The sequence below is a fragment of the Paraburkholderia sediminicola genome, from assembly GCF_046026895.1.
Classification (GTDB): Bacteria; Pseudomonadota; Gammaproteobacteria; order Burkholderiales; family Burkholderiaceae; genus Paraburkholderia; species Paraburkholderia sediminicola_C.
This window is the reverse complement of record NZ_JAQQEU010000106.1, coordinates 1-19,206: the sequence shown is the minus strand read 5'-3', so window position 1 is coordinate 19,206 and position 19,206 is coordinate 1. Positions and strand designations below refer to the sequence as shown.

21 protein-coding genes and 2 pseudogenes are annotated in these 19,206 nt (G+C 60.3%); 18 read left to right on the top strand and 5 right to left on the bottom strand.

What is annotated here, in order from left to right:
- From PQR02_RS36650 to PQR02_RS36625, 6 genes and pseudogenes are all read left to right on the top strand, one after another.
- The coding region (locus tag PQR02_RS36650) for a hypothetical protein (RefSeq protein ID WP_408242760.1) at nt 1-417 on the top strand (417 nt) is incomplete at its 5' end.
- 169 nt (nt 418-586) lie between these two features.
- The gene (locus PQR02_RS36645) at nt 587-1,279 is read left to right on the top strand and encodes a hypothetical protein (RefSeq protein WP_408242759.1); all 693 of its coding nucleotides are present in this window, start codon (nt 587-589) and stop codon (nt 1,277-1,279) included.
- Entirely contained in the window at nt 1,276-1,509 is a 234-nt protein-coding gene (locus PQR02_RS36640; protein WP_408242758.1) for a hypothetical protein, read from the top strand. Before PQR02_RS36645 ends, PQR02_RS36640 begins: the two co-directional genes overlap by 4 nt.
- A 71-nt stretch (nt 1,510-1,580) precedes the next feature.
- Nucleotides 1,581-2,009, top strand: a complete 429-nt coding sequence (locus tag PQR02_RS36635; RefSeq protein WP_408242757.1) for a hypothetical protein — start codon at nt 1,581-1,583, stop codon at nt 2,007-2,009.
- A gap of 109 nt (nt 2,010-2,118) precedes the next feature.
- Complete coding sequence (locus tag PQR02_RS36630) at nt 2,119-2,598, top strand: hypothetical protein (RefSeq protein WP_408242756.1); 480 nt, start codon at nt 2,119-2,121, stop codon at nt 2,596-2,598.
- Between the two features lie 74 nt (nt 2,599-2,672).
- Nucleotides 2,673-2,945, top strand: a pseudogene (locus PQR02_RS36625) (YbjQ family protein); the annotation flags it as partial.
- Between the two features lie 75 nt (nt 2,946-3,020).
- Here the strand turns inward: PQR02_RS36625 and PQR02_RS36620 are convergent.
- Both PQR02_RS36620 and PQR02_RS36615 read right to left on the bottom strand, forming a co-directional pair.
- Entirely contained in the window at nt 3,021-3,548 is a 528-nt protein-coding gene (locus tag PQR02_RS36620) for an RES family NAD+ phosphorylase (protein WP_408242755.1), read from the bottom strand.
- On the bottom strand, nt 3,545-3,916 hold the full coding sequence (locus PQR02_RS36615) for a DNA-binding protein (RefSeq protein ID WP_408182151.1): 372 nt from the start codon (nt 3,914-3,916) through the stop codon (nt 3,545-3,547). Before PQR02_RS36615 ends, PQR02_RS36620 begins: the two co-directional genes overlap by 4 nt.
- A 197-nt stretch (nt 3,917-4,113) precedes the next feature.
- Here PQR02_RS36615 and PQR02_RS36610 point away from each other — a divergent pair, with 197 nt between their 5' ends.
- From PQR02_RS36610 to PQR02_RS36580, 7 genes are all read left to right on the top strand, one after another.
- Nucleotides 4,114-4,353: a hypothetical protein gene (locus tag PQR02_RS36610; protein WP_408242754.1), complete on the top strand. Its 240-nt coding sequence runs from the start codon at nt 4,114-4,116 to the stop codon at nt 4,351-4,353.
- A 233-nt stretch (nt 4,354-4,586) separates the two neighbouring features.
- Entirely contained in the window at nt 4,587-4,955 is a 369-nt protein-coding gene (locus tag PQR02_RS36605) for a hypothetical protein (RefSeq protein ID WP_408242753.1), read from the top strand.
- Nucleotides 4,956-5,049: 94 nt separating this feature from the next.
- Nucleotides 5,050-5,658, top strand: a complete 609-nt coding sequence (locus PQR02_RS36600; RefSeq protein ID WP_408242752.1) for an SEN1982 family lipoprotein — start codon at nt 5,050-5,052, stop codon at nt 5,656-5,658.
- 419 nt (nt 5,659-6,077) lie between these two features.
- The gene (locus PQR02_RS36595) at nt 6,078-6,977 is read left to right on the top strand and encodes a tyrosine-type recombinase/integrase (RefSeq protein WP_408242751.1); all 900 of its coding nucleotides are present in this window, start codon (nt 6,078-6,080) and stop codon (nt 6,975-6,977) included.
- Between the two features lie 94 nt (nt 6,978-7,071).
- On the top strand, nt 7,072-7,527 hold the full coding sequence (locus PQR02_RS36590; protein WP_408242750.1) for a hypothetical protein: 456 nt from the start codon (nt 7,072-7,074) through the stop codon (nt 7,525-7,527).
- A gap of 77 nt (nt 7,528-7,604) precedes the next feature.
- A complete protein-coding gene (locus tag PQR02_RS36585) occupies nt 7,605-7,853 on the top strand; it encodes a hypothetical protein (protein WP_408242749.1) in 249 nt (82 codons plus the stop codon).
- Between the two features lie 128 nt (nt 7,854-7,981).
- Nucleotides 7,982-8,506, top strand: coding sequence for a hypothetical protein (locus PQR02_RS36580; protein WP_408242748.1), 525 nt, complete (start codon nt 7,982-7,984; stop codon nt 8,504-8,506).
- A gap of 12 nt (nt 8,507-8,518) precedes the next feature.
- Here the strand turns inward: PQR02_RS36580 and PQR02_RS36575 are convergent, their stop codons facing one another.
- The 3 genes from PQR02_RS36575 to PQR02_RS36565 form a co-directional block, all read right to left on the bottom strand.
- Nucleotides 8,519-8,977: a hypothetical protein gene (locus PQR02_RS36575; protein WP_408242761.1), complete on the bottom strand. Its 459-nt coding sequence runs from the start codon at nt 8,975-8,977 to the stop codon at nt 8,519-8,521.
- A 352-nt stretch (nt 8,978-9,329) separates the two neighbouring features.
- Nucleotides 9,330-9,914 carry a hypothetical protein gene (locus PQR02_RS36570; RefSeq protein WP_317016338.1) on the bottom strand — a complete coding sequence of 195 codons (585 nt, stop codon included), beginning with the start codon at nt 9,912-9,914 and terminating at the stop codon, nt 9,330-9,332.
- 589 nt (nt 9,915-10,503) lie between these two features.
- Nucleotides 10,504-10,911 (bottom strand): PPC domain-containing DNA-binding protein, encoded by a 408-nt coding sequence (locus PQR02_RS36565; RefSeq protein ID WP_408242747.1) that lies wholly within the window; start codon nt 10,909-10,911, stop codon nt 10,504-10,506.
- Nucleotides 10,912-11,338: 427 nt separating this feature from the next.
- On the opposite strand from PQR02_RS36565, the gene PQR02_RS36560 reads away from it, so the two are divergent.
- From PQR02_RS36560 to PQR02_RS36540, 5 genes and pseudogenes are all read left to right on the top strand, one after another.
- Entirely contained in the window at nt 11,339-13,603 is a 2,265-nt protein-coding gene (locus PQR02_RS36560) for a two-partner secretion domain-containing protein (RefSeq protein WP_408242746.1), read from the top strand.
- Nucleotides 13,604-13,981: 378 nt separating this feature from the next.
- A protein-coding gene (locus tag PQR02_RS36555) for an IS5 family transposase (RefSeq protein ID WP_408242745.1) occupies nt 13,982-14,793 on the top strand; the annotation gives its coding sequence in 2 pieces (ribosomal slippage) (nt 13,982-14,330 and nt 14,330-14,793; 813 coding nt in all).
- A gap of 304 nt (nt 14,794-15,097) precedes the next feature.
- Nucleotides 15,098-15,805 carry a translesion DNA synthesis-associated protein ImuA gene (gene imuA / locus PQR02_RS36550; protein ID WP_408242744.1) on the top strand — a complete coding sequence of 236 codons (708 nt, stop codon included), beginning with the start codon at nt 15,098-15,100 and terminating at the stop codon, nt 15,803-15,805.
- Nucleotides 15,735-17,207: a Y-family DNA polymerase gene (locus PQR02_RS36545; RefSeq protein WP_408242743.1), complete on the top strand. Its 1,473-nt coding sequence runs from the start codon at nt 15,735-15,737 to the stop codon at nt 17,205-17,207. The genes imuA and PQR02_RS36545 overlap by 71 nt, the downstream gene beginning before the upstream one ends.
- 3 nt (nt 17,208-17,210) lie before the next feature.
- Nucleotides 17,211-19,206: pseudogene (locus PQR02_RS36540) on the top strand (error-prone DNA polymerase); the annotation flags it as partial.

Here is a 19,206-nt window from a genome sequence, read left to right as displayed (position 1 = left end):
AAAGTCAACATTGCACCGACATTGAAGATCCAAGCTGGTCTGGAGACGGTGCGTCTGGAATCCGATTCGTTCAAGATCAAGCCTTCTTACCCCCGAACGCTGGATCTCAGCCACGGAGCTGGCGTCGCTCAGTATGTTGTCCAACCGACTGGGCCTGGCGAAAAGATGCTGCGGCTGTTCGCCAAGCACAGTAGCGGGAAAGAGTACGAAAAGATCCTGTCGCTTCGGGTTGTCAAAGTCGAGTCGTCTTTTGTTGGAGTCAATACGAAGGTCTGGACGGCGTTGCAAGGCGTGGGTGCCGCGATTGGGATACCGGGGCTGTTGGTTCTTCTCATCACGCGGGTGCTCGATGCCCGCAAAAGGAAGGCCGAGGCCAAGCAAGCGGACGACACGCCGAAGATCATCCTGCCGAAGTAGCTGGAAACGGTTCTCAAAGAATCGGGGAAGGTTAAGATGCGCTGGCGTACTGAGGTCATCGCGCAGGTGTATGAGGACGGCAATCTCCAAAGGATGTCGCCGAAGGCGTTGCACGATGCCGTATTCGCATATGCAGGTCCAACAACGGCTAACCACGGAAAAGCTAAGAATGGCCGATGATCAGCAAGCCGACCGCACCGAGAGCGCGTTACGTACGCTACGGAACAATAAGCTGGTGGCCGTCGTGTTGATCGTTGGCATGAGCATCGTGGCACTCGCTAATTTTTCTGACTCCGTGGATAAGTTGCTGGTCGCATTGAAGTTGCGCCCGGACGCCCTTTCCGTTGCACGCGAGGGGCAGCGAGATGACGTATCGCGACAATTGACGGCGCAGGCGTGGCGTCGGTTCTTCTGGGCGCGGGCGTATTTAGCTCGGGTCTCTCGCGGCGCCGCAGTATCGGAAAGCGAGCAAGACGAAGCGTGGCACAAATACATCGAAGCATCGGCAGACTGGAGCTCGAATGTCATGATCTATATTCTCGCTGTCGATAGATTTTACGGGCACGCAAAGTCGGTGGAGCTTGAAAATGTGCTTCAGCCGTGCCTGGGAACGATGGCCGACAAACTCATCGTCGTGCGCTATCCTTCGGCGAATCTAAATGGGGCGCAACAGCAGGCCAATATTGCTGCTGCCATTGCGGCAGTTGACGCCGCAAACAGTGGCTTTTACACATTTGTCAGCGGCTTCCAGCCTCCCAAAGCGGGCAACGGCACGGATCAAAGCGTGTACGCCACCGACTGTGAACTGGACGGAAAAAGCGCTCGCGCCGGTCTCGCGGCCCGAACAGGAAAACAACGATGACGCCCTTCGACACAGCCCGCCGTTGGCGGCAAGACAACGGATATGTCGGTCGCGCTGGCGTTGTAGTGCTGTTCAACGGCGAGGTACAGAGTTGGGTGAACAAGCTGCGCAATCCAGAACACTGGCAACCCGGATGCATCGCGGTCGATGAGCAAGGCCACACGTGGACGGCAATCGTGGGCGATGAGCGTGACGGCGCGCTAATGTGGCTCGCTAATGATGAACTGTAGGAAAACGGCACCGGCCGAAAAGAGGAAAGAAATATGTCGATGGCAGCACATCCCCCAAAATAAATTGCAACATGAAGCGAGCGAAACCGTTCACCGTAACTGCGACGTCTAAGATCAAAGGGATCAAGGACCGACGCAATATTCGCCCCCTTGCGGAGATCAAAGAGCGCATCGCATACGATCCGGCGACAGGCACGTTTACGTACCGTCTTGACTGCGACGCGGGCAACGCCGGAGAGGACGCGGTGTGGCGCTGTCGCCGAACTGACAATGTTGGTACACCGTACGAGAGCACGCGTTACTGGGAGCTGGTCAAGTTCGCGAGCGACCACTGGTACGATCCGCGCAAACTCGCATACTACTTTGTGACTGGCGTGTGGCCTCCCATAGACACGTGGGTCGCGGGTGGAGAAAAATTCGATTACTCCGCCAAAACGCTCCAACTCGTGGCCTCCGGTGAATTCCCCTGCGCGCCAGAACCGCCGAGCAATCTGAGTTGAATAAGCCGCCGATCGAAGCGGAGACGAGCTCGCAGCAGCCGAAGAAAGGACTGCTCGCCCGCTTGTTCGGCCTTTAGCCGATAAGACGCGTTTAAACATGGAAAAGGCTATGAAGGAAACAACGTACATCTTCAAAAGCAGCGACGGGAAATGGGTGTCTGGCTTCCCGTCCCGGCAGTCAGCCGTTGACGCCGCTCTCGCTGACGGTTTGACAAAGGTTGAAACAGCCAGCGTGACCACGGAGCCGCCTGCATATTTCGTCCGCTTCCTCGCGCCAGTCGCGCTGAGGAAAATGATTGATGGGATGAGCGACGGCGAAAAAAGCGGGCACGTAGTCGACAGCAAACAAGCCCGGGAGATTTTGGAGAAGGTGGCCGCCGCGAAAATTTCGGACGGCTTCCCGCCTACCGGCGACGAATCCGGACACTCGGAATGGGACAAGGTCGTCGACCTCATGAATCGTATGCAGGACGCAGCAGCGACTTGGTTCCGTGAAAATGGTCTTGATCACGCGACCGTCGGTTTCATAGATTACGGGAGCACAGAACTGCATATCAAAGGGACAAGCTTGAACGTCCCGCTTCTGTGATGCCAGTCATCGGGTCGTGCAAGTGCGCGGAGCTACGATGGCTGGAAGCCTTGAATGCAAGCGGGCCCCAGCGCGTTGGCGCTTACCGCGGCATCATCGTTCGATCGCGATCCATAGTCGGGGCGCTCGGAGCATCCCTCCAGACAATATTCGGTGGAAACATTTCGCTGTATACGTCGCTATGCGAGCGAGCGCGACAAGATGCATACGAACGCATGCTTGCCCAAGCTGAAGGGCTCGGAGCAAACGGCATCATCGGAATGCGCTACGACGCAACAGAAATAGCAAGAGGAATCACAGAAGTACTGTGTTACGGGACGGCCGTCCACGCGACGTCGCTACACTAAAAAGCGTGTGCTGAACGAATCCGACGGCACAACCACGTTGCTAACTCGCCAGCGGCATGAGCCTCAGACAGGTCTTCAACGCGGCCAACTTGCCTGGTCACGCGGAAGTTGGCCATGTGGGTCGTTGACCTCGATCGAATTACCATCTCCGAGGCGGTCAGTAAACACCACGACGTTTGTACCGCTCTCGTGGGTCTGGCTGGGAAACACAATGCCGGTAAAGCCCTGCTCCCGAACCATGTCGCTGAGAACCCAGGTTGGGGGCTCGATGTGCAGCTCGAATTTCAGGTGCCGCCAATCCTCGCGCCAGTCGTGCCAAAGGTCGTCCCAAAGAGGGCTGCGGTGGAGTTGCCGCAGGTCGACCAGATCACGCAGCGCGACGGTGTAGGAGCAGACTGTGCAGGGTGGCAGGAAGGGCGAGGTCTGCTGGTACTCGCGCAGCGCCGTCAGTTCTTCCAGCGACAAATACAGTGCCTCGATACCTTCACGGTTGAAGCGCCCGCCCTTGGCTGCGGCGCCCGCTCCACTGGCCGGCCGGCTGGCCCAGCGGGGTGTATGTGCGCGGTAAAGCAGAGTGCCCGCCGGCAAGTGCGTCAGGATCATCCAACAAATCCTGCGCTGATCGACTCCAGATAGTCGATCGCATCCTCAGTCCGCCCGTCCTGGAGCAGTTGCAGGATAGTCTTATGGCGAAACGTGGGGATGGGCTGGTTCTTGACCAGAAACAGCGCTCGCTCGAAGTCCGGCTGTACCGCCACAGCTGCCGACAGCACGCGCATGAGGTCGCGCAAGGTGGACTGGAGTTTCGGCGACTCGGGATGGGTGCGCAGCGTGTTGCGATGAACACCCGCCAAGGTTGCCAGGTCTTGCTGCTGCAAGCCCAAAACGTTGGCGAGGTTGGCGGCGGATAGCCGGGACGTTCCCGCTTCCCGCGCGGACTCAAGCACGTCGGCAAAGGCAATGGCGCTCATGGGTCGCTCCAGGTAGCGAACTGTACAGGCACATTATACGCACAGTTGGCGCATAGCTCAACGCTCCACAATCGCGCTGGAGTTCGGCCCGGAATTTGCGGCAGTGACGCTGCAAATTAGGAGAAGATCATGGTGCATTTGCCTATCGATGTCGGGGTGATGCAAAAGTGCTCAAAAGCAAGGAAGGTTGCGGTGCTATGAAGCCCATCACTTTCATAGAGCAAGCCGAACGGGATGCAAAGATCGTCGATGCGATTCACTACGCCCGCTACGCGCTCGTCCGGCACCACTCGCTGCCGGTGACAATGGAGGGCGAGCAGTTTGGCATGGACTTCTCGCTGGAAATCGCGAAGCTTACTGAGGCAATGGAGTTGTTGGGCATCGAGACGTCGAATGGGCATATCGCTCCGCCCTTTCCGGGCGAAAGAGAAGGATGACCGGTATCACAGCATGTCCGCGGCGCGCCATCTCTCGCGGAGCAAAATGACGCGTAGCTACTTGAGCGCGGCGATCTGGCCGCCGAGATCCTCTTTAACGACGCGATCGAACGCGATGCGCACTCTTCGGTGTTCATCATGCGGTGTATCAGACCGCCAGTTCATCGAGTTTCGTCACGACATTTCTCTAAAACGTCTTGGTACAATACCGCCGGTCTCTCTGGAGGTGCCATATGGCTACGTCGGGCGAATTGTTCGATCAGGAATTTGAAACCTGGACACCGGCTCAGGCTAAATCATTCTTTCGGGCCGGGATGGTCGATGATTTTTTTGCCACGAACCTTGCAGACGGAGTGTGGGTGCTGACGCTCCTGGTCGTGGGCCGTCAAGGTCGTCAGATGTTCGTCCAGTTGCGAACGGCTCGCGAACAGGACAAGCACACGTTGCGGAAATTCAAGACGCTGGATGCTGCTGTACGTGCCGCCGGTGAAATCGGATTTGATGTTCGATCCATCGGCATCGCGAGGCCTGGGCAGAAGTCCCTGCAAAGAGGGATTAAGGCACTCGGAGGCCTAGTGCAGATGTTGCCGGACGCAGACTGATTTTCTCAATCGTTGAAAGGTCTGAACTGGATAATCGGCCGAAATCGAAGACGGCCTCGCCACGATTAAAACCTTAAAGCTCGAAGCCAAATCAATGCACCGCTCATCGAAAACATCGCGAGCTTGCGCAGCCCTCGCACTTGCCGCAACACTCGCTGGCTGCAACGGGAAGTCCGATCCAACGAAAGAAAACTTCACACAGGCCGTGCAGAAGCATCTCGACGCGATCGACCCCGTTTGCGTCGTGAGCGGCCCGGTTCCTTTTGATCTCCCCGATTTACAGACCTATACCGAAAAGCAGGCTGACGTGCTCGTAAAGGTCGGTCTCCTCGCGAAAGAACCCACACGTGTCATGGAATCCGGGCGAATGCTTCCGGGGTTTCATTATTCACTAACGGACGAGGGGAAGAAGGCGTACCGGCCAGCTAACCCTGCGGCCGGGTCTGCATTGTGTGGTGGTAAATCACAGGTGCAGGCGATTACATGGTCGTCGTCAGTGCCCGACAAGGCTGAGGTCGGTACAACCGTAGATGTGCGATACACGGCCAGGTTGATCGACCGGCCGCGCTGGGACGACGAAACACTCCTGGGCCCGATGCATATCGAGTTGATCTCAACGACCAACGATATGTACAACGGTGAAAACTTCCTTGAATTGACCAACGATGGCTGGGCGGTAAAGCAAACGCCCGGATGGCGTTAGCCACAGCGCTGGGCGGCACAAGCGGATGATTTTTTCGTCCTCTCAGGGTCTGTCAAGCCCTGGGTCTTTTAAGCCGGTGATTCGTCACCGGCTTTTTTTCGCCCGCCGCATGACGGACGAGCGGCCTTGACATTGCGCGCATGCCGGTAGCCTTGGAGAGTCGTTGTCTTTTCAGGCGCACTTCCTAATCACTCGTCGACGCAAATGCAGAAAGCGATCGCAGTACCCTCCCCGTCGAATGAACGAGCCTCGCTTCAGACGGTAGAACCTTCGTCCGAACAGTGCCCAGGTTGTCTGGGAACACCCCTCCCTTTTGCGGAACATGGTGGCGAAGCGGCAGCTTCGCCAGTAGTATGGGTAGACGTCAATTCAGTATATAGGTTTTTATGGGAACGGAAATCTGGCTTAGCGACCCCGAGATGGCCTATGTTGAATGGCAACGCGCCGAAGCGACCGGCGCTGACCGCCGGGCTTTCTCCGAGCAGTCGATCATTCAGCACAGTTCAATGTTTTTCCGTTTCAACAGGTATCTGATCGCCCATCGCAGCAACGTGGCCACCTTCGGCGCCGATCATATCGACCGCTTTTTCGCTGACCTTGACGGCGGTTGCAAGTCCGGCACGTCGACGCGCCTGCGCTACCTGAAACTGATAGACCGCCTCGCCCGGCACCTGATCGCGCAGGGACTGCGCACAGACAATCCGACTGGCGAACTTCTCTTGAAAGAGCGCTGGCCAGAAGAAGAACCGATGCCGGCGTTCCTAAATTCGAGCGATGACGCGCGACTGAGGTCAATGTGCGCCGCCCGCCCTTTCGATTCGTTCAAGGATCTACGCAACACTGCGATCGTTGCGCTGTTCCTGGGATCTGGCCTCACCGCCGCAGAGCTAAGGACGCTTGTCACTGACGACCTCGACGTCAGCAGTTCTCGTGTAACCGTATTCGTGAAGAAGCACGGTCCGCGCATTGCGCGTCGCGTTCCTGTTGATGAGTTCGCGGCCGACCTTCTACGGACGTATCGTCACGCCCGGGCTGACATGCCATGTCCTACCAACTGGTTGTTTGTCGCGACAGCCAGCGGCAAACCCATGCAAACGGACAGGCTTGGGGTATACGTGCGAACCGCCCTGCATCGGGCGAACATCTCTGCGGTCGACGAAAGCCCGCGCCTGCTCCGGAACACCTACGGTCGCAGGCACCTCACCAACGGCATGTCCAACGAACAGGTGAGCAGTCTCCTGGGGCTTACGAGCCACCGGACAGTCACCCGCTTGCGCGAGACCCTCGATGAAATTGACGAAGTCAAAGGTGAAGCGTAACCATGTCCCGCACGCACACTTGACATCACTCAGGACTGCGTAGCTTAGGTACTGCGCCGTGCATGGTGCACGACGCGCACTTCTGAGGCTACGCATGATCTACACAGGATCGTTCAAGGACATTATTTACCCCTCGGCAAGCCGCGAGCCGCAGGTGGCCCGCTACCGCATCGTGCTCGCGAAAAATCCCAGGCTCGTACGCGCGATTGTCCACCTCGTTGCTGATGAGCCATCGCAGCCTCAGCGCATCGATATTCTGACGGCACTGGACGTCGTGCTAAACAGGATCGTCAACACCGAGTTGACGGGCATCCGTCACGATTGCATGAGACTCGTCGTGCAGAGCGAGGAGACGCTGACCGACTATCCGATCGGATTCAACGCGCTGGAAGTGAAGCGGCCACGTGATGCGGCGAAGCGGCCGACCGGCACCACGGACGAGCCGATCCACATCCGGTCGCACGACATCGTCGGCGGCGTCGTCGCGTTCTATGTTGATCAGGACGAGGGCAGGCCAGCGAGCGCTATCGTGAAAAGGTTGCTTCGATGAACGCAAAGCGACTCGCGTACGCCGTTGGTCGCTGGGAGTCGCTGTGGGCCAGCGAACCGTATCTTTCGCACCGAATCGTGATCGATCTGTTGGCGAGAAAAGTGATCGCTGGGCAGGATCGCTATCACAAACGGTGGCATCCGATGAGCGTCCGTGACGTCGACTATATGCAGCAAATCCTCGAAGAGACGGCCGACGACATTTTCGATGCGCCGCGCGAACACGGCTTTGAGCTGGTCGATCATCCGCCATCTTGGGCGCTCGAAGCGTGGCCCTGGCCCCGGGTCTACGGGCGAACGGACGACGAGTACGAACAAGCCGACTGACGCTGCATCGCGCCCCCGAACAGTCCAGCCGCGACCAGTCTCCCGTGCGCGCCACAAGGCACTGCACGCGGCAGCGGGCACGAATAATCCCTGCTCGCGTCGCGCTCCCCTCCAGGAAGTCCGCCTCGGTGGCCGACAAATTGCTCTTCGATAGCCTATCGTGGGAGCAGGTGTGCGGCGAGGAGGCGGGCGTGTTCCACTTTTATCTCATTGATCCCGTCGGGCGTTCCGTCGTGAGAGTGAATGACGGATTCGATCGGGCCGCAGAACTGACGAACTGCGAAGTGCCCGAGCTCGACACCCTGTGGGCAGGCGCATCGGAGCCGGATTCATCGGTCGATATTGCATATGACCCCGACGCTGAAGATCAGCCCGCTTTTTGTCTGAGGCTTGCGCATGGCGGCACGACGACGGAACGTGTCGTTGCTGGCCGCGCGGTGCTGATGGCGTGCGGTGCAGTGCCTGACGACATCGCGCACCAGTTGTCAACGGCAGAGGCGGTTCAGGCGGCGATCGGTTTTGTGGGCAAGATCCGGACGGACGTCGCCGCCTGGCTGAGGTCCGGTGCACAAGAGAGTCGCGCACCGGCCCGGCGCAGCGCCGCGTCTGGCCACCCCCGGAAACACCGTCACGGCACGTCCGGACGGCGATAGCCCGGCTGTCCGTCAGGCACGCTTGCGATGCTCGAACGACTCGCCTGCGCGAAAGCGCTCGAACCGCTTACTCGCTTCGATGATCGCCGCGAGCGGCGCTCGCTGTAGCTGGGCGTCGTACATGCCAACGATCACAGCGAATTGCTCGAACCCCGACTCTTCCAGCGCCCAGACGCACGATTCGCGGCCGCGATCAAACGCCGCACAGATGACCGCCTCCGCTTCCCGCATCTGTTCAAACGTCGCTTCCCCGTATCCCGCCTCTGCGAGCAACCCGGAGAGGATCATCGTCTGACAAAGCGTCTGGGCTGCCGTGGCATTGCCCTGCCCCCTGCGCATCGCGTCAAGCGCCATATGAACGTGAAGCGCAAGGCGATCCGCCTCTGCGCGCGGCATGGGGAGAAGCAGTGCGCGGCTGCGGCGTGCGCGGGCAGCCTGGCTGGTTCGTGCGAACGGTATGGGTCTGGCCATCGGGAATGACGGGTGAAATGCGGATAAAGCGCTGCGGTCGAATGCTACCTCAATTTTTACGCGAAATAATTGGACTGGCAGGACGTCGCGATCGGCGCGTGTTGCTCCGGTCGCGTGGGGCTGCATGCGGCCAGCTGCGGTCACTGGCCTATCCTGCAAAGCGGCCACTGAAAGGGCCGGTTCGCTCAAAAAGCAGTCCGTCGACCGGCGCCTGTGCGGGACGTTGCTAGCGTCGAAGAGTTCGAACTTGTGTGCCGGCCAGTGCGCGGCAAGTGTTGCACGCCACTTCATAGTGCTTCGTGGTGTCCTGGAAGCAGAGACAGGCCGCCGGAGTTGTAGCTGGGCATTGCTTTTATTTGCCGGTCACGTTTGGCATCGGACACCCCGATGCGGGCTTTTTTTGTTTAGAAGAACGAGTGCAGGTGGAAGGCATGATTCGAATCCCGCCATTCGAACAGTCGCATTGTGAACCCTCAACAACGATCTTCTCGGGTGAAGATGCGGAGGGAGTGAGATTGGGAATCCAATAGAACGGATACCCGCTAACTGTCTCTTTAGATTGATCATCCTTGGACGCCGGCAAAGCAAAAACACCCACCAACATCATAAGAAAAACCCCAACGACAAATGCAATTGCTGAGAGAGCGCTAGGCCACTTTATCTCCGGCTCATATATATCCCCCTTTTTGGGATCATCCGGATGTCGCCCTAGACGACCCGCCATACTAAAAAGGCTCCCGACACCCATCAGAATCGCGAAGAAAAGAATGAACCATGATAACTTTACAACGGTGGCCCATCCGACGCTTAGTTTCACCAGAAGGCTTGTTCCGAAGGTTACCTCGAAGCCCAGTATCGCAGTCGCGAGGGTAAGAATCGCCTTAATGCTCTCCAGGGCGGTTGTGTAGGCGGCCTTGGTTCTATCGTTGGCATCCATTTTCGTTAGAAAAAAGGCCAAACATGAATGCGACGGCCTTTTATAATCAGTAATACGTTAACGTCTATTTCTCGTCGGTTCTGAAATATCGACTCTCGATGGGCATCTTCTAGAAACGATTGAAAATCTCGAAGGGCGCCTTGATACACACCGCCGCCAGGAACGACATTCCTCGCGTATAACTCCTGCAGTCCAGCATCTGCCAGTTGGTACACCTCGACCGAAGCGTCATGGCTAAAATGGAAACCACCGATAACGTGTTCATAGTCGGGAGTGGGCATGATTTTTTAGGTGCGCTTTAAATTTACGTTCATCTTCCGCCGAGAACTGCGTCGGGGCTCAGACCCCTGTATCTGTGCTAACTAGGGTCGCCCCGACACAAATGAATATAGGCAATCTTCAGCAATACGCAATGACCATTCTTTGTCGCAGCTGCTATGTCTCAGAGGCAAGATAACCTACCAACCCCGTGACTCGATGCATGACCGCTGCGCCTTTGAAAGCAGTCTTAGATCGTAAGCGCCACCGAGCGGCAGCTCCGGGTCGAAAGGCCACATTCGTCAACGCTGTCCGGACGTATACGTTTAGCCTACTCCATGGGTGGCTGATTTCGTATCACGAGTTCTATGAACCCTGAACTTAAGTCACGCTCCCTGGAGAAGTGGTGTTCGGGAAGAAGGGCCAGCAATATCTCCGCGGTTGTACGGACCGTGCAACCGCGTCCCACATGACCACCGAATACTCGACCGCGCGGGTCGGCAACCGACATGTGCAGATGCGCTCCATCAAATGATATGGACCCAGCGAGCGTCAGGATTTCCAGATCGTCGCGCAGCTCCGTAGGATCTTCGTTCCCGGCAAATCGCAATTGGGCAACGCTGAGGCTCCCGATGCCCTGGATCACGAAGGCCGCCGGCACCTTGGCTTGGCGCAGCACGTCTTCGAGGGCGACACGCAGATCGTCACCGGGAAAGAGACGCAACGGATGTGCTTGCATCGCGCGGTTTTTGGTTCGGGGCCAGGTGATAGGTTAAGGCGGATTGAGTTCGGCCACAATTGAGCGGCAGCATTCGCGGAGAACGCCGTCGTAGGGACGACAATCGGATAACTGGCGAGGTTCGGCATCGGGCTGGGGTCGGCCATGAAGCGTCATTCGCCCTGGCCGTCAGACGGACGTTCAGACGTCAGCTCCGCACTGCAAACGGGTCAGTGGCCTTCGGTTGGTTGGCGTCGAGTAAGCGCGTGACAACTCGCGCCGCACTACGAACGGGCATGAAAGTGCCACGCGAAGGCGCAAAACGCGGAGATATTGACATGCATCCGCGATGCTAACGGCTATTCTTCAGACGCAGCGACTCACGCGTTGCCGGCCGGCTCTGCGGGTCGCTAGCAGCCATTCCGCAGGCACGCGGAAAGGGGGCTGTATGTCACATCCGGGACTACTTCGGCCCGCGCGACGCGCACTGCGTCGACAGCAGTCGCGCGGACACATCTGGCTCGCCATCGGCATGTCGCTGATTGCGCTGTCCGTGACACCCGTGACGTTCGCGGCGGGTGTCCTTCCGCAAGGCGGCACATACGTCGCCGGCGCCGGCACGATAGCCAGCCAAGGGAATGGCCTGCTGATCACGCAACCGGGTTCGACGCGCGGCGTGATTGACTGGAACAGCTTTTCGATTGGTAGAAACAACAGCGTGACGTTCGACAACGGCGCGGGCGCGACCCTGAATCGGGTAACGGGTGGCTCACCCTCGGCCATTCTTGGCAGGCTCAGTGCCACGGGGAGCCTCTATGTGATCAATCCGCAAGGCATCGTCGTGGGGCCGTCGGGCGTGGTGACAACCGGCGGACGTTTCGTCGCGTCGACGCTGGACATGTGCAACGACGCGTTCATGCAGGGCAGCGGCTCCCTCTCGCTGTCGGGCGACTCGAACGCAGCCGTGATCAATCTCGGCAGGATCAGCTCCAGCGGCGGCGATGTGTTCCTCATTGCGCGAGACGCAGTCATCAACGCCGGCACCGTGTCAGCGCCCAACGGCACGGCGGAACTGGCCGCCGGCGGGCAGATGCTGTTGCAGGATTCGGGCAGCAGCCGGCAGGTGTTCGTGCAGACGGGCAGTCAGGGTACGGTCGTCAACAAGGGACGGATAACCGCCGCGCAGATCAGCCTGCAGGCCGCCGACGGCAACGTGTATGCGCTCGCAGGCAGCGGCACGCGCGTCCGTGCAACCGGCACGACCAGCCGCGACGGGCACGTCTGGCTCGTCGCCGATGGAGGCCGTGTCGCGCAGGACGGCACGATCGCCGCGAGCAACGCGGATGGCAGCGGCGGGACCGTCGATACCGAAGCGGCACAACTTGCGTTCGGCAGGCACGCAGCAGTTCATGCAGGCCAATGGAATCTCTCGACGCCTGCTTTCACGATCGATACTGCTGCCGCGCGCGCGTTGCAGCGCAGCCTGAAAGCGGGCACGTCGGTGGATGTCGAGACGACAGGCGCCAACGGGGCGACGGGCGACCTGGGCGTCACGTCGAGCCTCAGTTGGTCCGGTCCGGCTTCGCTCACACTCGCCGCGTACCACGACGTGTCGTTGGCGACGGGCACGACCATCGCGAACTCCGGTGCGGGCAACCTGACCTTGCGCGCGGACGCAGCCGGCATCGACAACGGTGGCAGCGTTAACAACGACGGCACGATCGACTGGTCGAAGAGTACTGGCATCGTCAGCGCGCTCTACGATATGAACGGCAGTTACAGCCCCGGCACACTGGTCGGCAATCCGGCATGGAACGCGCCGATGTACAGCGGACTCGTCACGCAGATAACTGGCTATGAGCTCGTCAATTCGGTCACGGATCTTCAGAACATCGGAAACAATCTTGCCGGCAATTACGCGCTGGGCAAAGACCTCGACGCTGGGAATTCCACGTTCCAGACGCTCGGTTTCGCTGCCGGTACGTCGTTCACGGGGCAGTTCGACGGTATGTGGCATACGATCTCCAACCTGTCGCCGAGCTTCGATGCGGTGTTTGGCGATATCGGTCCAAACGGCGTCGTACGCGACCTGAACGTCAACGCGAACGTGGGCCAGGTGGATTTTTACTTCCCTAACGGGACCGCGATACTGGCCGTTCAGAATCACGGCACTATTGCCAACGTGTTTACCTCCGGGGCCATTACCTCGGGGAACCTTGGCAACGACTACGCCGGGCTTGTCGCCAATAATTTCGGGTTGATCGCGCGCTCGGGCAGCAGCGCTACCGTCACGGCAGATGAAGTTGCCGGCGGCCTGGTTTTCAGTAACGCAGGCACAATCACCGAGTCATATGCCACCGGCCCGGTCACCGGACTGAGTTCGCACAGTTCAGCGGGAGGACTCGTTGGGACATTCATTAACACGGGCACGATCACACAGTCGTTTGCGTCCGGAAGGGTGTCCGCAGATTCGACGAGAGCTGGAGGTATCTGCGTCAGTTGCAGTAATCTTGGCAGCGACGTTTACTGGAACGTCCAGACCACGGGCCAACCGACGAGTGGCGGCAATCTGCCGGCATCGAACGGGCTCACTACCGCCCAGATGAGCGACCCGAAAAGCTTTGCTGGATGGGACTTCGGTCCGAACGGCGTGTGGGTGATGCTGCCCGGTGCGACCCACCCCGTTCTCGCCTGGCAGGTCGCCCCGCACTGAACCGAGGGGTTCCTCTTGCGCAACATCCAAAGTTGCGGACAGTGGAACTTGCCTTCTCTCCCGGAACCGGCCGGTTCGCCCATCGTCTCCGACCGATTGATTGATGCTCTATTGAGGAGTTGTCAGGGGAAGTATGCACGGACGAGAGTGTGATAGCTTCACGGATCCCGCTTGACGGCGAAGTCACCCGGGATGACGCCTGTGTGCCTTGGCCTGATACAACCGAGAACACTTGTGTTCCCGTATCACATCGCCGTTTACCTGTCGCCGGCAGTAACGCGCGGACGTCTCTAAGAACCCTTAACAAAATGAACGAAGGGGCTGTTAACCCGCGACGAATGCTGTTAACCTTTTCATTGTTTCGACGACGAAAAGGATATGGCCAAGCCGATACTCGACGACGACCTTTGGGCACTCATCGAACCGTTGCTGCCCCCTCCCAAGCTACGGCGAACCCGTTATCCAGGGCGCAAGCCGCTCGACAATCGTGCGGTGCTCACGGGCATCCTCTTCGTCTTACAGACGGGCCTGCGTTGGGACCTACTGCCTCGCGAGATGGGGTGCGGCAGCGGCATGAGTTGCTGGCGTCGTTTGCGTGACTGGCAGGCCGCTGGCGTTTGGGACCAGTTGCACGAGGTGCTGCTCGCGCGATTGCGCGCAGCCGACCAAATCAATTGGTCTCGCGTCATCGTCGATTCCTCTTCAATCCGCGCTGTGGGCTCAGGTCAAAAACAGGACCGAATCCCACAGACCGCGCGCGACCCGGTTCAAAGCACCATCTCATCACCGAGGCGCAAGGCACCCCGCTCGCGGTGATACTCACCGGCGCCAACCGTAATGACGTCACTCAACTCCATACGCTGGTTGAGGCTATCCCGCCCATCAGCGGCAAGCGTGGCAGACCACTATCGAAGCCTCGGGTCGTTCAGGGCGACAGAGGCTACGACCACGACAAATATCGACGTCCACTGCATGCTGCCGGCATTGCAACCGAAATCGCTCGGCGCGGTCAGCCTCATGGTAGCGGTCTAGGCAAAACACGCTGGGTCGTGGAGCGGACTATTTCGTGGCTTCACAACTTTCGCCGACTGCGTATTCGCTTCGAGCGCCTCGCTTTCATCCACGAAGCCTTCATGAAAATCGCCTGCTGCATCATATGCTGGCGACATCTGCAAAAGTCATTCTGTTAACGCCTCTAAGACCTCGAAAACAGTCGTTCATGGCGACCGCTCCCTAGCGACCGTTGAGGGTCGTGAAGCGCCACTCGCCCTTTCTGAACGTAAGTCGCGTGGGCATGTTGCCAGGGGCCACCTGCGCCGCGCGGCAGCCCTTGGATTTCCGCGCTTTCCCGGCAGTCCAATCAATTCAGTGCTTCCGAGTCTAGCTGGTTGCGCGCTAGTCCAACGAATTCCGTTTACCGACAAAACCGACGATGACCGTGGCCTTACCAGGCTATACCACTGTTTATATATACAGTGTTTTCTGGGGAGAGCGATGAGCGCCGTCATGCTACCCGAAGCGATCCATCCCGATTTGTGGAAGGGCAACCAGCTTGCCCGCGCCGCATCCCGGGTCGTCCCTTGCGGCGACGAAGCCCTTGCGGCGGAGCTGCCCGGTGGCGGCTGGCCACGCGGCGCGCTGACCGATCTGCTCGTTCAGCAGACCGGTTGCGGCGAACTGCGTCTGCTGCGACCCGCCTTCGAGCGCCTGGGATCCAAACCAGTCGTGCTCCTGCAGCCGCCGCACAACGTCCAGCCGACCGCGTTCGCGTGGTGGGGCCTCGAGCCGTCCAACCTGCTGACGGTGAAGGCACCGAAGACTGCCGACGCGTTGTGGGCCGCCGAGCAGATTCTGCGCGCGGGCACCTGCGGCGCGCTCGTGTTCTGGCAGCAGCACGGGCGGCCGGAGGCGGTGCGCCGGCTGCACCTGGCCGCGCAAACGTCCGAGTCGCTCTTTTTCATGGTGCGGCCGCTCGCGACGACGCGCGACGCGTCGCCTGCACCACTGCGACTTGCGATCCGCGCTGTGAAAGGCGGCGTCGATGTCCAGTTTCTGAAGCGCCGCGGCCCCGCCCGCGATGAACCGCTGTTCGTGTCCCTGACGCCCTCCCCGATCCTGAACGTAAAACGCCATGCAACTGTGGATAGGCGTCCATCTCCCGTCGTTGTGCCTCGAAGTGTTCCGGCCGAAGTGGTCGCTTGAACCCGATGACGACGCAGGCCTTGCCGTGCTCGAAAAGGAGCGCGTCGTTGCCGCCGACCCGTCCGCGCGCGCGGCGGGCGTCTGCATCGGCATGCGTCGCGGCGGTGTCCTGACGCTCGCGCCTGCCACCGTCATGCAGGAGCGCAACAGCACGGCGGAGGTCAACGCAGTGCGCGAGATCGCGACAGGACTGTTGAACCTCTCACCGCAGGTCGTGATCGCCGAGGAAAGCACGGTGCTCGTCGACGTGTCGGCGAGTCTGCGGCTCTTTGGCGGCATCCGGCCGGTGCGTCGCATGGCGCGCCGGGTCGCCGATGCGATGGGTGTTACTGCCACGATCAGCGTCGCACCAACGGGACAGGCGGCATGGCTGCTCGCGCGGTACTGCGGCGGCGTTGCGCTGTCGCATGCCTCGCTGTCGCGCGCCCTCGCCGGACTGCCGGTCAACCTGCCCACGCCCGCCCGACGCCACCTCGACTGGCTGACGGGCATCGGCTGCGAGACAATCGGACAGCTTATGCGCCTGCCCCGTGCGGGACTGAAAAAACGCTGCGGCACGGCACTGCTCGATGTGCTTGACCGCGCCAATGGAGTCGCACCCGAAGTGTATGAATGGTTTGAAACGCCGCCGACCTTTCAGGCGCGCATCGAACTGCCCGACCGCATCGAGCACGCCGAAGCGTGTCTTTTTGCGGCCCGCCGGCTCGTCGTCCAGCTAACGGGCTGGCTGTCACAAAAGCAGCTGGCCGTCACGCGCATCGCGCTGCTGCTCGAACACGAACGAGGTCGCGACGCGATCGACCCGACGACAATCGAGGTGTCGCTTGCGGAACCGACGTGGCGCGAGGATCACCTGATGCGTCTGCTGAAAGAACGGCTGGGCCGTGTCGAACTCGCGGCCGCCGTCATCGCGCTGCAGCTCGTCGTGCAGGAAGTGAAGCAGGCGGAGCCCGCGTCGGACTCGCTGTTTCCGGAGCCGGGCGGGACGGCCGCCGATCACGCGCGGCTGCTCGAACTGCTGGTCGCACGCCTCGGTGCCGAAAACGTGCTGAAGCCCGCGCCCGTTGCCGATCACCGCCCTGAAGTCGCCGCCCGCTGGGTGTCCGTCACGGACAAGACGAAGTATGTAGCTCCGGCGCCGGACACGCCGCGTCCCGCCTGGCTGCTGGAATCGCCGATCAAGTTGCTGATGCGCGGTGAGCGACCATTTTACGGCTCGCCACTGCGCACAGTGTCATCCGGTGAACGCGTCGAAGCGGGCTGGTTCCGGGGCGAGCCGGTGACGCGCGACTACTTCGTTGCCGAGGCCGACGACCACATCTGCTACTGGATCTACCGCGAGCGGATTGGCGCCGTCGACGAAGACGAGCCGCGCTGGTACCTGCATGGGCTGTTCGGATAAGCCATGCTGCCCGCTTCGTTCGGCCTGCCCGGCTATGCCGAATTGCAGTGCGCGTCCAACTTCACGTTCCTGCAGGGCGCGTCGCACGCCGAGGAACTGGCCACGCGCGCGGCGCAGCTTGCGTACGAGGCAATTGCGATCACCGACGAGTGCTCGCTTGCGGGCATCGTGCGCGCGCACGTCGCCGCGAAGGAAACGGGCATCAAGCTGCTGGTTGGGGCGCACTTCCGCGTCACGAACGCGGACGGCTCACCTGCCCTCGCCTTCACCGCGATCGCCCAGAACCGCGACGGCTACGGCAACCTGTCGGAACTGATCACGCTCGCGCGCACCCGAACGGCCAAGGGGACGTATGTCGTCTATCCGCACGATCTCGATCATCCCGATTCGCCCTACACGCATCTGCGCGCGCTGCCCGACTGCCTGATCATTCTGACGCCCGAGTATCCCGCGAAGGATGTGCGCCTCGACGCGCAGGCGCTATGGGCGGCACAGACGTTCGGCGCCGACCGCTGCTGGATGGGGTTGACGCTGCACGCCCGCGCACTCGATGACCTGCATCGCAATACCGTCTACGACGTCGCCGGGCGGCATGGATTGAACGTGGTGGCCACCGGCCAGGTGCTGATGCACGTGCGCTCACGCAAGCCGTTGCAGGACACGCTGACGGCGATCCGCCTGAACCGGCCGGTGACCGAATGCGGGTTTGAGCTGACGCCGAACGCCGAACAGCATCTTCGCTCGCGGTTGCGGCTGGCTAACGTCTATCCGCCGGACGCGCTCGCCCAGACGCTGAACATCGCGTCGCGCTGCACGTTCATGCTCGACGAGCTTCGATACGAATATCCCGACGAACTCGTGCCACCCGGCACCACGCCGACCGCCTACCTGCGACGCGAAACCTATCTGGGCGCACAGCGTCGCTATCCGCGCGGCATTCCGCACAGCGTTCAGAAGCAGATCGAGCACGAACTGTCGCTGATCGCCGACCTGAAATACGAGCCGTACTTCCTGACGGTGTACGACATCGTGCGCTTTGCGCGCAACGAGGGAATCCTTTGTCAGGGGCGCGGATCGGCGGCCAATTCCGCAGTCTGCTTTTGCCTGGGCGTCACAGAGGTTGATTCCCGATAGAAGCAGCATGCTTTTCGAGCGCTTCATCAGTAAAGAGCGCGGGGAACCCCCGGACATCGACGTCGATTTTGAGCACCAGAGACGGGAAGAGGTCATCCAGTACATCTACCGTAAATACACGCGGACCCGCGCGGCGCTCGCAGCCGCGGTGACGACATATCGGCCTCGCTCTGCGATCCGTGATTCCGGCAAGGCGCTGGGCATCGATCCGATGATCGTCGATCGCGTCGCAAAGGAGCATCACTGGTTCGACTCCAGCGCCGATCTTGTCCGTCGCTTCGTTGATAGCGGACTCGACCCCGAGACGCCGATGATCCAGCAATGGGCGACGCTCGCCGCGACACTGCTCGGCTTTCCGCGTCACCTCTCGCAGCACACGGGCGGCTTCGTGATCGCGCGAGGCAAGCTCTCGCGGCTCGTGCCGGTCGAAAATGCGTCGATGCAGGATCGCACCGTGATCCAGTGGGACAAGGACGATCTGGAAGCGCTCGGCCTGCTGAAAATCGACGTGCTCGCGCTCGGCATGCTGTCGGCGATCCGCCGCACGCTCGAACTGGTGTCGCAGCAGCGCGGCGAGCCGTTCGAGATGCAGGACATTCCGCCCGAGGACGAGGCGACGTACGACATGATCTGTGCGGCCGACACCGTCGGCGTGTTCCAGATTGAGTCACGCGCACAGATGAGCATGCTGCCGCGTCTTAAGCCACGGAAGTTCTACGACCTCGTGATCGAGGTCGCGATCGTGCGTCCGGGCCCGGTGCAGGGCGGCATGGTCCATCCGTACCTTCGCCGGCGGCAGGGACTGGAACCTGTCAGCTATCCGAGTCCGGACGTCGAACAGGCGCTAAAGCGCACGCTCGGCGTG